14 protein-coding genes are annotated in these 13455 nt (G+C 40.3%); all 14 read left to right on the top strand.

What is annotated here, in order from left to right; genetic code table 11:
* The first annotated feature begins 125 nt into the window (after positions 1–125).
* Positions 126–1544: a 23S rRNA (uracil(1939)-C(5))-methyltransferase RlmD gene (rlmD, locus tag G5B43_RS13155; protein WP_165295252.1), complete on the top strand. Its 1419-nt coding sequence runs from the start codon at positions 126–128 to the stop codon at positions 1542–1544.
* 76 nt (positions 1545–1620) lie between these two features.
* A complete protein-coding gene (locus G5B43_RS13150) occupies positions 1621–2013 on the top strand; it encodes a hypothetical protein (protein ID WP_165295251.1) in 393 nt (130 codons plus the stop codon).
* Positions 2014–2107: 94 nt separating this feature from the next.
* Complete coding sequence (locus G5B43_RS13145; RefSeq protein WP_165295250.1) at positions 2108–2872, top strand: hypothetical protein; 765 nt, start codon at positions 2108–2110, stop codon at positions 2870–2872.
* Positions 2873–2971: 99 nt separating this feature from the next.
* Positions 2972–3661 (top strand): OmpA family protein, encoded by a 690-nt coding sequence (locus G5B43_RS13140; protein ID WP_165295249.1) that lies wholly within the window; start codon positions 2972–2974, stop codon positions 3659–3661.
* Between the two features lie 128 nt (positions 3662–3789).
* A complete protein-coding gene (miaB, locus tag G5B43_RS13135) occupies positions 3790–5223 on the top strand; it encodes a tRNA (N6-isopentenyl adenosine(37)-C2)-methylthiotransferase MiaB (protein ID WP_165295248.1) in 1434 nt (477 codons plus the stop codon).
* A gap of 46 nt (positions 5224–5269) precedes the next feature.
* Entirely contained in the window at positions 5270–6529 is a 1260-nt protein-coding gene (locus tag G5B43_RS13130) for a sigma-54 interaction domain-containing protein (RefSeq protein WP_165295247.1), read from the top strand.
* Entirely contained in the window at positions 6529–7059 is a 531-nt protein-coding gene (locus G5B43_RS13125; RefSeq protein WP_317167517.1) for an LptE family protein, read from the top strand. Before G5B43_RS13130 ends, G5B43_RS13125 begins: the two co-directional genes overlap by 1 nt.
* Before the next feature lie 6 nt (positions 7060–7065).
* Complete coding sequence (locus G5B43_RS13120) at positions 7066–8157, top strand: hypothetical protein (protein ID WP_165295246.1); 1092 nt, start codon at positions 7066–7068, stop codon at positions 8155–8157.
* A 12-nt stretch (positions 8158–8169) separates the two neighbouring features.
* On the top strand, positions 8170–8541 hold the full coding sequence (gene secG, locus G5B43_RS13115; protein ID WP_165295245.1) for a preprotein translocase subunit SecG: 372 nt from the start codon (positions 8170–8172) through the stop codon (positions 8539–8541).
* Positions 8542–8745: 204 nt separating this feature from the next.
* Positions 8746–9021 (top strand): co-chaperone GroES, encoded by a 276-nt coding sequence (gene groES / locus G5B43_RS13110; RefSeq protein ID WP_093364408.1) that lies wholly within the window; start codon positions 8746–8748, stop codon positions 9019–9021.
* 82 nt (positions 9022–9103) lie between these two features.
* Positions 9104–10744 carry a chaperonin GroEL gene (groL, locus tag G5B43_RS13105; protein ID WP_165295244.1) on the top strand — a complete coding sequence of 547 codons (1641 nt, stop codon included), beginning with the start codon at positions 9104–9106 and terminating at the stop codon, positions 10742–10744.
* A 181-nt stretch (positions 10745–10925) separates the two neighbouring features.
* Positions 10926–11438, top strand: coding sequence for a CD225/dispanin family protein (locus tag G5B43_RS13100; protein ID WP_165295243.1), 513 nt, complete (start codon positions 10926–10928; stop codon positions 11436–11438).
* 1 nt (position 11439) lies between these two features.
* Positions 11440–11829: a DUF2752 domain-containing protein gene (locus tag G5B43_RS13095; RefSeq protein WP_165295242.1), complete on the top strand. Its 390-nt coding sequence runs from the start codon at positions 11440–11442 to the stop codon at positions 11827–11829.
* 152 nt (positions 11830–11981) lie between these two features.
* Complete coding sequence (locus G5B43_RS13090; protein WP_165295241.1) at positions 11982–13451, top strand: ATP-binding protein; 1470 nt, start codon at positions 11982–11984, stop codon at positions 13449–13451.
* The last annotated feature ends 4 nt before the right edge of the window (positions 13452–13455 follow it).

The raw sequence follows: 13455 nt of genomic DNA, 5'->3' as shown, positions 1-13455 counted from the left end.
GTTTTACAACTGTACAAACTCATCCTTAGTACTACCCCAAATGTAAAACATTCGAAGCGACGAGCTTTTTGGTTCTTTTTTGCGGAAAAAAAGAACATAAAAAAAACCGTACTTTTGCACCCATTATGGGTAGACGAATTCCACAAGACAAGCGGTTTGTATCCGATGTTCATATTATTGACATTGCGGAAGAAGGCAAAGGAGTTGCCAAACGCGACGAATTAGTACTGTTTATCGAGCAGGCTGTGCCTGGTGATGTCGCCGATGTAGAGCTGATCCGCAAGAAGAAAAATTTTGCGGAGGGACGTTTAGTGGCATTAAAAGAAGCTTCGAAATACCGTACAGATCCTTTTTGCCCACATTTTGGCGTATGTGGAGGCTGCAAGTGGCAACATATGGAATATCCCGCGCAGTTGTTGTTTAAACAGCAATACGTCGAGAATGCCCTAAAGCGCTTGGGTAAAGTAGATATTTCTCCCATAGAGCCAATTCTTGCCTCAGCCGAAACAGCATATTATAGGAATAAACTGGAGTTTACGTTTTCCAATAAGCGGTGGTTGACGTCGGTGGACGAAGAAGTAAAACCAGACGATCTAAACGCTCTTGGGTTTCACGTGCCGGGGAGATTCGATAAGATTTTAGATATCGATCATTGCTTTCTGCAACAAGATCCATCCAACTTGATTCGAAATGCGGTACGCTATTTTGCCATAATGCATGGAATCTCTTTTTATGATCTGCGTGCACATGAAGGCGCTTTGCGTAATCTGATTATCCGTACATCGTCCACAGGAGAAGTGATGGTAATTGTCGTTTTTGCGTATCCGGAAGAGGGGCAGGTCGACGCATTAATGAACTATGTCAACGAGCAGTTTCCAACGCTTACGTCATTACTGTACATTATTAATCAAAAACGTAACGATACCATCTTTGATCAAGATATCCATACCTTTAATGGCCGTGATTTTATATATGAAGAGATGGACGGGTTGAAGTTTAAAGTCGGGCCGAAATCTTTTTATCAAACTAACTCTGCACAAGCGTATGAGTTGTACAAGATAACACGAGAATTTGCTGGTTTAAAAGGAGATGAATTGGTATATGATTTGTATACTGGAGCAGGAACAATTGCCAATTTCGTGGCACGTATGGCGCGGGAAGTTGTGGGTGTAGAGTATGTGCCGTCTGCCATAGAAGATGCAAAGATCAATTCCCAGATAAATGGGATTGGCAATACAAAGTTCTATGCAGGAGATATGAAAGATGTGTTGACAGCAGATTTTGTGCAGAAACATGGTAAGCCGGATGTCGTCATTACCGATCCGCCACGCGCAGGTATGCATGCAGAGGTTGTGAACCGCATTTTGGAAATGGAAGCTAAAAGAGTAGTATATGTAAGTTGCAATGCTGCAACTCAAGCTCGTGATCTGGCTTTATTACAAGAGAAATACGATGTGGAACGTATTAAACCGGTGGACATGTTTCCGCATACGCAACACGTAGAAAATGTGGTTTCGTTGGTTTTGAAAACTCGTAATCCGTAACTATTTGAAAATAAAGAGTATATATCCCGATAGCTAGCAGACTTTTCGAAGATACTCACGAACTTAAAGCATCAATATGGACATCGAAGATTTAATGGGAAGAATAGGGCCTGCGGACGACCAAACTGCAAACAGCCCACTTAAGAGCTTGAAAGTTGATTTGGATTTTTACAGTGATTCCATAAAAGAAGTGGCTACTGAAATGATAGCAGAAGGATACACGCTATATCCTATTTTTATCGCCCATCAACACGAGGTAAGTATAGGAGAGCTATTGTTGAGTAAAGATGAACTAAACACACAATGGACGATTAATGTAAGCTCATTGGAAGAGTTTGTCGATCGTGGACTTGTCAAGGACGACCGGAAAGATTATTTTACGAAACATTTCAAAAATACCAACGAATATATGTGTCTCTTTGTTATCGTACCGGAGGGGGCAAACTTTGTCTTTTATCCGTACAAATAATTTTGGTGACTAGGATAGAACTATAGACAAGCATTAAAGCAGATTTAAAACTTTTTAACATTGGTTAGTCTAAACATTTACTAAATTTATATGAATGTATATAAATAAGAAATATATTTGGTTACTCGTGAGTTGTGCAATGCTCGTACTCGCAGGAGCACCGAACATATATGCACAGCAATCTATTGGGGTTTCAGGTATTGTGGTAGAAAAAGGCGGAAGTGGGCGCTTATCTGATGTCAATGTAGTTAACCTGCGTACAAAAAAACGTACGCAAACAAATACGTTTGGTGTATTTATTATAGAGGCGTCTGTTGGAGATAGCCTTTCTTTGACGAAAACAGGTTATGGTCCCATAAAAACAGTTTTGCAAACCACGGAAGATATCCTTATAGAGATGCAGGCGGGCTTGACCATCGAGACCGTTGTAGTGAGTCGGATGAGTAAAGAAGCAGAGATGCGGGATATGTTGGACGATTATCGCAAGAAAGGAGTCTACAACGGCGGCAAAAATACAGTTGGTACCTATTTAGGTAGCCCTGCAACAGCATTATATAACTTGTTCGGACGTGATGCAAAAAATGCAAAGCGGTTCGCAAACTTAATGGATAGAGAATTGGAAGAAAACCAAGTGGATCGAGTTTTCAACAAAACTACCGTGCGTTCAGTGATTGATTTGGAGGGAGATGAGCTCCAGTCATTTATGGATATGTATCGCCCTTCCTATAGCACAGTTAGAAATTGGGGGCAATATGACTTCATGCATTATGTAAAACGCTCTTTTGAAGCTTGGGATAAAAATGGGCGTCCTCGTTCCGAACGTTTGCCAAAACTCGACATTCCTCCACAAGAACGATAATTCTTCTTATTTTCATTCGGTTTATACGGCGATTACCTTATTTTGGCATTTACTTTGTTTATCTCAAAGTAATTAAGTGAACATAGAAAATAATTAATTATGAAAATCAATAAAAAAATGGCTGTATATGGCTTGTCAGTAGCCACATCAGTAATGTTGTTTGCTAGTTGTGCCGCGATACAGAATACCAGTAACACAACAAAAGGGGCCGCTATCGGAACGGCTGCAGGAGCTGGTTTGGGGGCATTAATTGGAGGTAAAGCTGGTAACACAGCCGTAGGTGCTATTGCGGGTGCTGCTATTGGCGGTGTCGCAGGTGGTTTGATCGGTAAGAAGATGGATAGACAGGCTAAGGAAATAGAAAACACCGTAGCCGGTGCCGAAGTTATCAAAGCCGATGAGGGGATCATCGTAAAATTTGACGAAGGTATTTTGTTCGACTTCAATAGCTCGACCTTAAAATCTGCTGCAAAGACAAACATTTCCAAATTGGTAGAGACGTTAAATAAAGAACCAGGTACGAATATTTTAGTGATTGGTCATACCGACAACATTGGTACACTGGCAGCAAACCAAAAGGTTTCGGAATCGCGTGCTGCTTCCGTAAGATCTTATGCTGTTTCACAAGGTTTGAGCAGTTCACGGATAAAAACCGAAGGTAAAAACTATTCGGAACCGATTGCTTCCAACGATACGGACGCCGGACGTGCTGAAAACCGTCGTGTGGAAATTGTTATTGTAGCTGGTGACGACATGATTAAAGAAGCACAAGCCGAAGCAAAAAATTAAGCTTAGTACTTTATAACATATAATGAAAAGCGCTGTTCAATGTGAATAGCGCTTTTTTTTACGAGATCTGCCAAACTGTCATCGATTTAAGTTTTTATTCTTAACTTTGTAGTCTTTTAGTTGATGCTATGATAGAATTACAACACACGACAAAAACACACGACGAGTCTCGTCAAGGTGAGGCTTTGGATATGCTTCCTACAGGAAAATCGACAGGAAGAAAACTATATATCGAAAGCTACGGCTGTCAAATGAATTTTTCTGATAGCGAAATTGTTGCTTCTATTCTATTGGATAACGGTTTTGAAACAACCAAAGATTATAAGGAAGCTGATGTTGTGTTTATCAACACCTGCTCCATCCGGGAAAACGCAGAACAGCGTGTGCGGAATAGGCTGAAAGAATTCGAATCTGCGAAAGCGAAAAATCCAGGCCTGGTAGTAGGTGTTCTTGGTTGTATGGCTGAGCGATTGAAGTCGAAATTTCTAGAAGAGGAGAAACTAGTTGATGTCGTCGTGGGTCCAGACGCTTACCGTGATTTGCCAAACTTGATAGATAAGGTTGACGACGGAAACAAGGCGGTCAATGTGCTGCTTTCAAGAGAGGAAACCTATGCCGATATTAGTCCCGTACGCTTGAACTCCAATGGAATTTCTGCGTTTATTTCTATCATGCGGGGATGCGACAATATGTGTTCATTTTGTGTTGTTCCTTTTACACGCGGGCGTGAACGTAGTCGTGACTGTCATTCTATTGTGAAAGAAGCACAAGATTTGTTTAATTCAGGCTATCGGGAAGTCACTTTGTTGGGACAGAATGTCGATTCGTATAAATATACAAAACCCGTAGCAGAAGGCGAAACGGAGGGACAGATGGTAAACTTTGCACAGCTATTGGCGATGGTTGCCGAAGTAAGTCCGGAACTTCGTGTGCGTTTTTCCACTTCTCATCCGAAAGACATTACCGATGAGGTATTGTATACCATGTCTCGGTACGAAAACATTTGTAAATACATACACCTGCCAGTGCAATCGGGAAGCTCACGGGTATTAGAATTGATGAACCGAACATACGACCGGGAATGGTATATGGATAGGGTTAATGCTATCCGTCGTATTATTCCAACTTGTGGTATATCTACTGATGTGATTACGGGATTCTGTACCGAAACAGAAGAAGAACATCAAGAAACGCTTTCTATGATGGATTACGTAAAGTACGATTTTGCCTATATGTTTGCATATTCGGAGCGACCAGGTACATTGGCTGCAAAACGTTATGAAGATGATGTACTAGAAGAGGTGAAGAAAAGACGTTTAACTGAAGTAGTGAATAAGCAACAAGAGCATAGTCTCTACCGTTTGCAAAGTTTTGTAGGTAACGTGCAAAAAGTACTTATCGAAGGGTTTTCAAAACGTTCAGATCATGATTATTGCGGGCGGAACGACCAAAATACGATGGTTGTTTTTCCTGTTGATAAGCGCTTCAAACCAGGGGAATATGTCCATGTGTTGGCTGAACGTTGTACGTCAGCAACGTTGATCGGCAAAATTGTGGACTAAGAATATAAACACATCGGGTACTACACATTACGATTCACGAACAAAAATGGATATTCAAGATATTAAAAATAGATTTGGAATTATTGGTAATTCGCCATTGTTAAATCGAGCAATTGATGTCGCTTGGCAGGTGGCACCGACAGATATATCGGTTTTAATACAGGGCGAAAGTGGATCTGGTAAAGAGGTTTTTTCGCATATTATCCACCAATTAAGTGCTAGAAAACACGGGCCTTTTATCGCTGTAAACTGTGGTGCAATTCCGGAAGGAACGATAGACTCTGAATTATTTGGTCACGAAAAGGGTTCGTTTACCGGCGCACACGAGGCACGAAAAGGATATTTTGAAGTCGTGGATGGTGGGACTATTTTTTTGGACGAAGTAGGGGAGCTTCCTTTAGGTACACAAGCCAGGTTGCTACGGGTATTGGAGACCGGCGAGTACATTCGTGTAGGTTCTTCAAAAGTTCAAAAAACCAATGTAAGGGTGGTTGCCGCGACGAACGTCGATGTGTATGAAGCTGTAAAGAAGGGTAAATTTAGAGAAGACTTGTATTATCGTTTGAATACTGTTCCTTTGCGAATTCCTTCTCTGCGGGAACGTAAAGAGGATATCAATCTGCTCTTTCGAAAATTCATCGTTGATTTTTCTGATAAATACAGATCCCCTGGGGTTCAATTAACACCGGATGCGCAGGAAACGCTTATGAATTATAGCTGGCCAGGAAATGTGCGACAGTTAAAAAATATTGCCGAGCAAATTGCTGTGTTGGAAAAGGAACGTGTTGTCGATTCTCCTATACTATCTAAATACTTACCCATAGAGCAGCCCGTATCATCGTTGCCTGTCTTTGTAAAAGATGCCGGAAAAGAAGATTTTTCAGAGCGAGATTTATTATATAAGGTTCTTTTCGATATGAAAAAGGATATGGTAGATTTGAAAAAATTAGTGGTAGAGCTCCTTAAAGAAGGCGTAAATCCGCATACCTATGAACAAAATTCACCTTATATTAATCAGTTATATAATGAAGTAAAGCCTTCTGCCGGCTATTTAGGAGAAGAGGGAATACATCCGACTCTAACCATTCACAATCCTAATCAAGGCTCAAAAGGTAATGAATACATGTCGTATGATGACCAAGAAGCAGAGGAAATAGAGGAGTCTCTTTCTTTGGTCGAGAAAGAATCAGATTTGATTAAGAAGGCGTTGAAGAAGCATAAAGGTAAACGTAAGGCAGCGGCTCGTGAATTGGGGATTTCCGAACGTACATTGTATAGAAAAATCAAGGATTTAAATTTAGATTGATGAATACTATGAGAAAGCGGAATGTGTTTATATTTCCTTCATTAGCAATTGCGGTATGTCTCCTAATTAACGGTTGTGGGGTGAAATACGGTTTTACTGGAGGATCTATTCCGGAAAATATGAAAACAGTACATGTGGCCTATTTTGAGAATATTGCGCCGATGGTTTACCAAACGCTAGGACAGAACTTTACCGAAGGACTAAAAGAGCGTATTCGAAATCAATCGAGATTAAGCCAAGTTAACGGGGAAGCTGATGCCATGTTTGAAGGTGTTATTACAGGGTACGATATTGCTCCCGCAGCGGTAGAAGCAAATACAGACCGTGCTGCCTTGAACCGATTAACAATTACGGTTAAGGTAAAATACACAAATCGTTTAGATGACACGGGAGAGAGCAATTTTGAACAATCTTTTTCACAATTTAGAGAATTTTCTGGTTTGATACAAAACCAAGAAGAAAACTTGACGAAAGAAATTATTAATTTACTGACGGAAGATATTTACAATAGAGCGTTTGCTAACTGGTAGAATATTATGGGAAATCAAGGATCGTCATTTACACATTTATATCACCAAGCTTTGGTCAATCCAAAGGATATTCCCTTGACTGATTTTGAGCAATTGCTAGCTCGATATCCCTATTCACAACCGTTGCATTTTGCCTTTGAAAGACGTGGATTTTTGAAAGGGGAACAAACAGGGCATTTGTCAAAACGGGCAATTATGTTAGCAAATAATGCCAATTGGCTAGCGGAATATGTTCTATTGCCGGTCGAAGAAATTCCCGTCGTAGAGGTGGAGGATGATGATTATGTGCCCTTTGAAGATATAGCGGCATCGTCGGAAGAAATGGAAAAATATCCTATAGAAGAGAGCTTAAGGGAAGAAAGGAACAAACGATCGGATGAGCTGCAAGACGATGCACAAACCATCGCCAATGAAGACGAAGATAAAGATGTCTTAGAAACATTGGTTCAAGAGGGCATAGGTGGAGGAGATTATTTTGCTGTTCATGCTAAGGATATACATTTTGAGCAACTAGAAGAGCAAGTTGCTGAAGAAGGAGATCGAGCTGAAGATGCAAGAAAAGAAGAAAACATTAGCCTATATAATGATGAGCTAATGCCTTACAGCTTCCGTTGGTGGTTACATAAGACCCGATTGGAGCATGCCGACACGTATCAGCCATTTGCAAGTCCGAAGCTTCCAGTAGTAAATAAATCATCGTTTGACCCTGCGGAATTGGATCGCGTTATCCTAGATCAGCAAATTCGGGAGCATATTATCCATTTGCAGAACCCGGAAGATAAGCTTAGCGATGAGGTGAAACAGCGCAAATCGGCCTCCAATGGACCAAGTAAGGTAACAGAAGTAATCGAACGCTTTATTCGAGAAGAACCGCAGATACAGCCTCCGCAACCGGAAAATCTAAATGTAGAAAATAAAGCAAGAAAGAGCTCGGAGGAACAATTTGACTTAGTGACAGAAACGCTCGCTAGTATATACGCGGATCAAGCGATGTACGTGAAGGCGATAGAGGTCTATAAAAAATTAATTTTGAGATTTCCAGAAAAAAAATCGTATTTTGCGACCCGAATTAAGGAATTGGAAGAAAAACTATATTAACGAAATAAAATAATGCAAACATTCTTAATTGTCCTGATCATATTGGCAAGTGCTTTATTGGGATTTATCGTATTGATTCAAAACCCTAAAGGGGGGGGCTTGGCATCAGGATTCGCAGGTAGCTCTAATCTGATGGGCGTACAACGTACAGGTGATTTCTTGGAAAAAGGAACATGGGGCTTGGCAATAGCGTTGATGGTATTCTGTTTAGCTATGAATATTTTAGGGCCATCAACTGGAGGAAGAGCAGGTGGTTTGGGGGATCAGATTGATGCTCCGGCACAGACTTCTCCTTTAAACCTTAATCCGAATCCAACACAACAGGAAACAAAACCTGTGACGGAAACACCTGCATCTACAGCACCTGCTGATAGCGCAAACTAAGACTAGGTTCATAGATATTGGAAGACCTTGCAGATTGCCTGCAAGGTCTTTTTTTGAAATACTGTCTCGTTTAATATGACAGGATGACACGGGTAAGAGAAAAAATGGCAACAATTTCCTCGTTTCTTCGTTTGGCATAGTTGGTGATAGGGAAGAAGAGAGAATTTAACATCAAACATCAAATAAAAAATAAACTAGATTACTATGGCATTAAGTATTAAACCTATCGGAGACAGAGTTGTCGTAGAGGCAGCTCCCGCAGAAGAAAAAACAGCATCAGGGATCTACATTCCAGACACAGCAAAAGAGAAGCCTTCTCAAGGTACTATCGTTGCGGTAGGAACGGGTAAACCAGAAGAGCCGTTAACTGTTAAAGTGGGCGATAAAGTTTTATATGGCAAATATGCAGGTACGGAGATCACTTACGAAGGTAAAGAGTATTTAATCATGCGTGAATCTGACATTTACGCGGTTTTATAAGTCAAAGGTAAAATCAATATTAAAAAAAAGGAGTTAGAAAAATCTAAATACTTTGTACTAACTACTAAAGAGTAATTAAAAAATGGCAAAACAAGTAAGATATAACGTAGAAGCGCGCGACGCACTGAAAAAAGGTGTGGACACCTTGGCAAATGCAGTAAAAGTAACTTTGGGCCCCAAGGGACGTAATGTAATTATCGAGAAAAAATTTGGTTCTCCTGCAATTACTAAAGATGGTGTAACAGTAGCCAAAGAAATCGAATTGAAAGATGCTTTGGAAAACATGGGTGCACAAATGGTGAAAGAGGTTGCCTCTAAAACTGCAGATCAGGCTGGTGATGGTACGACGACGGCAACTGTACTTGCACAAGCTATTGTTGCTCCAGGTTTGAAATCCGTAGCAGCGGGTGCTAACCCAATGGATTTGAAACGTGGTATCGATAAAGCGGTTGCTGCTGTTGTAGCTAACTTGCAATCGCAATCAAAAGAGGTTGGAGCTGATAATAATAAAATTAAACAAGTTGCTACAATTTCTGCAAACAATGACGAAGTAATTGGTGCTTTGATTGCTGAGGCTATGGAGAAGGTTGGAAACGACGGTGTTATCACAGTAGAAGAAGCAAAAGGTACAGAAACTGAGGTAAAAACAGTAGAAGGTATGCAATTCGATCGTGGTTATTTGTCTCCATATTTCGTCACTAACTCTGACAAAATGGAAGCAGAGTTGGAAAGTCCGTATATCTTGATTTACGATAAGAAAATCAGCAATATGAAAGAATTGTTGCCTATCTTGGAAAAACAGGTACAGACAGGCAAACCATTGTTAATTATTGCGGAAGACTTAGACGGCGAAGCATTAGCGACATTGGTCGTAAACAAAATCCGTGGTTCACTGAAAGTGGCAGCGGTTAAAGCGCCAGGTTTTGGTGACCGTCGTAAAGCGATGTTGGAAGATATCGCTATCTTAACTGGTGGTACGGTTATCTCTGAAGAAAGAGGCTACAAATTAGAGAATGCAGAACTTTCTTACCTAGGTCAAGCAGAAAAAGTAGTTGTTGACAAGGATAATACAACTGTGATTAACGGTTCAGGAAATGCAGATGATATCAAAGCTCGTGTTGCGCAAATCCGTTCACAAATCGAAACAACAACTTCTGACTACGATCGTGAGAAATTACAAGAGCGTCTAGCGAAATTGTCTGGTGGCGTAGCGGTACTTTATGTCGGAGCAACCACAGAAGTAGAGATGAAAGAGAAGAAAGATCGTGTAGATGATGCATTGCACGCTACTCGTGCAGCGGTAGAAGAAGGTATCGTTGCTGGTGGTGGAGTGGCTTTCATCCGTGCTACAGAGGCATTGGCGGATCTTAAAGGTGCTAACGAAGATGAAACAATCGGTATCGATATCATTAAACGCGCTATTGAAGAACCTCTTCGCCAAATCTGTAACAACGCAGGTATCGAAGGTGCAGTAGTTGTTCAAAAAGTAAAAGAAGGTACAGCTGACTTCGGTTATAATGCACGTACAGATGTGTACGAAAACTTAATCGGTGCGGGTGTTATCGATCCGACTAAAGTTTCTCGTGTAGCTTTGGAAAATGCGGCTTCTGTTGCATCTATGCTATTAACGACAGAATGTGTATTGGCTGATGAGCCTGAAGAAAATGCAGCAGCAGGTGCTGGTGCTCCTCCAATGGGCGGCGGTATGCCGGGCATGATGTAAAATAGGAAACTTCCTATTCCATAATAGAAATAAAAGGCTTCGGAAAATTTTCTGAAGCCTTTTTATATATACGACGCGATTATATTGCATATAAAAATAAATTACTCATGATAATTTTTTATTTTGGTATTCGTGAATGCAAAGCATTTTATTTAGGTTTATCATTTATAATCAAAAAATTATGCAAAAATATCATTATACGGACGGAACGAATACATTCGGTCCCTTCTCAATAGAAGAACTAAAAACCAAAGGTATTACTGCCGATACCTATGTATGGGCAGAAGGAATGCCTAATTGGGTGCTTGCTAAGAGTGTTCCGGAGTTGAGCAGCATTCTGTCAACAGGTTCGCAGCCTTACTTCACAGGATCATCACAAACTCCTCCTCAATTTCCGAATACACCCGCTTCACCTTACAACCAGCGTATGGAACAGCCGCCAAAAACCTATTTGTTGGAAACGATTCTTACGACCATTTTTTGTTGTTGGCCGTTAGGAATCCCGTCGATTATTTATGCATCACGTGTCGAAAAGAAATTCTACGCTGGAGATGTATCGGGTGCTGAAGAAGATTCTGCGAATGCAAAAAAATGGATGTGGATTAATGTCGGCGTTTGTATTGGTCTATGGGTGCTTTATTTCATTATCTTTGGTTTCGCAATGTTTGGGGCAATGATGTCCGGAGATTTTTAACATGATTTGGAGAAAGTATCGTTGGGTGCTTTTAGGAACCGGTGTGGTAGTGATGGGGGTAGCAACCTATGTTTATTATACTTATGACCCTGTTGCACATAGCTGGTTTCCGCAATGCCCGTTTAAGGCATTAACAGGATTCGACTGCCCAGGGTGTGGCTCCCAACGCGCAGTTCATGCAATATTACATGGGGATTTTCGGGAAGCACTACACCACAATGCTTTGCTTTTGCCTTTTATTCCCTATCTTACTTTCGGCTTTGGCTACCGGTTTGTGAAAGACCCAAATGAACATTTATTGAAATGGCGAAAAATCCTATTTGGTGAATATGCCATTAAAGTTTTAGCAGCTATTATTTTTGCGTATTTTGTTTTACGGAATGTGATGTAGATGCGTTATTCTTCGATCTTTTATTTGGGAGAACAATCTATGCAAATTCTTATCTGTTTTCTCCTTTTGGAGAAGGCAGTCAATTCGTTTTTTGGATTGATTTTTGTCTCATTCGCATAATATTTAATTCGTATACCCTTAAAAAGGAATGCATGATTTTAATAGTTGACGACCAGATAGAAAACATATATTCATTAGAAAAACTCTTAAAATCTAAGGGTTTCGAGGTTGACTCCGCTCTTTCGGGCGAAGAGGCTCTAAAAAAAGTCTTAAAAAATGACTACGCGCTGGTCATTCTGGATGTGCAAATGCCCGGCATCGATGGTTTCGAAGTAGCAGAAACATTATCTGGCTATAGTAAGACCAAAGAAGTACCTATTATATTTTTGTCCGCTGTCAATACAGACAAGAAATTTATTGCCAAAGGTTATGCTTCAGGCGGGATAGATTACATTACCAAACCGGTGGATCCCGATATTTTAATGTTGAAAGTAAAAACGTTCTATCGATTATATGAACAGACGTTAGCACTAAATGAGGCTCAAAAAATATTGGAATCCGAGATAGAAACGAGAAAGAAGGCACAACAAGAGCTGAAGGATAAGGTGGAGCACCTCCATACTACGCTTGAAAGCCTGCCGCAAATTGCTTTCACGGCTGACCGGAGAGGACGGATTACTTTCGTTAACAAAAGATGGTACAAATTTTCTCGTTGTCCCGAGACATTTCCTGAAGTGCACCCAGACGACACTTGTATAAAAAAAGTATGGCAGCGCTGTATTGAACGGAGCCAGCCATTGGAACTAGAAGTGCGTATCAAAGAACTGAAATCGAAACTCTTTTGTTTTCATCTTTTACGTATTATTCCTGTTAAAGATAAAACAGGTGTACGAAGTTGGGTGGGAACATTTACGGATATACACGAACAAAAGGAAGAAGAAAGAAAAAAAGATGAATTTCTGAGTATTGCAAGCCACGAACTCAAAACTCCGTTGACGAGTATTAAGGCTTACATCCAGTTGTTAGAACGTATGCCGGACGTTCAAAAGGAGAGCAAATTTGCAACCTATATAGGCAGGACACAAAATCAGATCAACAAATTAGACAGTCTTATCGCTGATCTATTGGATATTTCCAAAATTGAAAACGGGAAACTAAAGGTGAATAAAAAACCGTTTGATATGGAGAAATTGATAGAAAACGCTATTGAAACCATTTATTATACACATAGCCATGTGCAAGTTGAAATCGAACGAAGAGGAGAGACAATTACAGAAGAAGTGAATGGTGACGCTTTTCGTATTGAACAAGTGCTTATTAATTTCCTGACGAATGCCATAAAATACTCTCCCGATAGTGATAAGGTAGTTGTACATACTGCTGCTGACGGGGATCAGCTCTATATAGCCGTCCAAGATTTTGGTATTGGTATCCCAGAACATAAAAAAAATAATATCTTTACGAAATTCTATCGCGTGGAAGAATCATCTGTAAAATTTCAAGGGCTGGGAATTGGTTTGTATATCTGTGCGGAAATTATTAAGCAACATAATGGGACGTATGGGATAGAGAATTCGTCAAGCCAAGGAACCACCTTTTATTTTACTATACCATTTAATTAAATCA

The sequence above is a fragment of the Sphingobacterium sp. SGR-19 genome (genome assembly GCF_011043555.1).
Taxonomy (GTDB): domain Bacteria; phylum Bacteroidota; class Bacteroidia; order Sphingobacteriales; family Sphingobacteriaceae; genus Sphingobacterium.
Note: the sequence above shows the minus strand (reverse complement) of the source record. Positions and strands in the feature narration are given on the sequence as shown.

Bases quoted from the DNA above. Each gene is read 5' to 3' on its own strand.
- G5B43_RS13140 (WP_165295249.1), top strand. From the start codon at position 2,972: ATGAAAATCAATAAAAAAATGGCTGTATATGGCTTGTCAGTAGCCACA.
- G5B43_RS13100 (WP_165295243.1), top strand. From the start codon at position 10,926: ATGCAAAAATATCATTATACGGACGGAACGAATACATTCGGTCCCTTC.
- G5B43_RS13125 (WP_317167517.1), top strand. From the start codon at position 6,529: ATGAATACTATGAGAAAGCGGAATGTGTTTATATTTCCTTCATTAGCA.
- G5B43_RS13145 (WP_165295250.1), top strand. From the start codon at position 2,108: ATGTATATAAATAAGAAATATATTTGGTTACTCGTGAGTTGTGCAATG.
- miaB (WP_165295248.1), top strand. From the start codon at position 3,790: ATGATAGAATTACAACACACGACAAAAACACACGACGAGTCTCGTCAA.
- G5B43_RS13130 (WP_165295247.1), top strand. From the start codon at position 5,270: ATGGATATTCAAGATATTAAAAATAGATTTGGAATTATTGGTAATTCG.
- secG (WP_165295245.1), top strand. From the start codon at position 8,170: ATGCAAACATTCTTAATTGTCCTGATCATATTGGCAAGTGCTTTATTG.
- G5B43_RS13090 (WP_165295241.1), top strand. From the start codon at position 11,982: ATGATTTTAATAGTTGACGACCAGATAGAAAACATATATTCATTAGAA.
- G5B43_RS13095 (WP_165295242.1), top strand. From the start codon at position 11,440: ATGATTTGGAGAAAGTATCGTTGGGTGCTTTTAGGAACCGGTGTGGTA.
- G5B43_RS13120 (WP_165295246.1), top strand. From the start codon at position 7,066: ATGGGAAATCAAGGATCGTCATTTACACATTTATATCACCAAGCTTTG.
- rlmD (WP_165295252.1), top strand. From the start codon at position 126: ATGGGTAGACGAATTCCACAAGACAAGCGGTTTGTATCCGATGTTCAT.
- groES (WP_093364408.1), top strand. From the start codon at position 8,746: ATGGCATTAAGTATTAAACCTATCGGAGACAGAGTTGTCGTAGAGGCA.
- groL (WP_165295244.1), top strand. From the start codon at position 9,104: ATGGCAAAACAAGTAAGATATAACGTAGAAGCGCGCGACGCACTGAAA.
- G5B43_RS13150 (WP_165295251.1), top strand. From the start codon at position 1,621: ATGGACATCGAAGATTTAATGGGAAGAATAGGGCCTGCGGACGACCAA.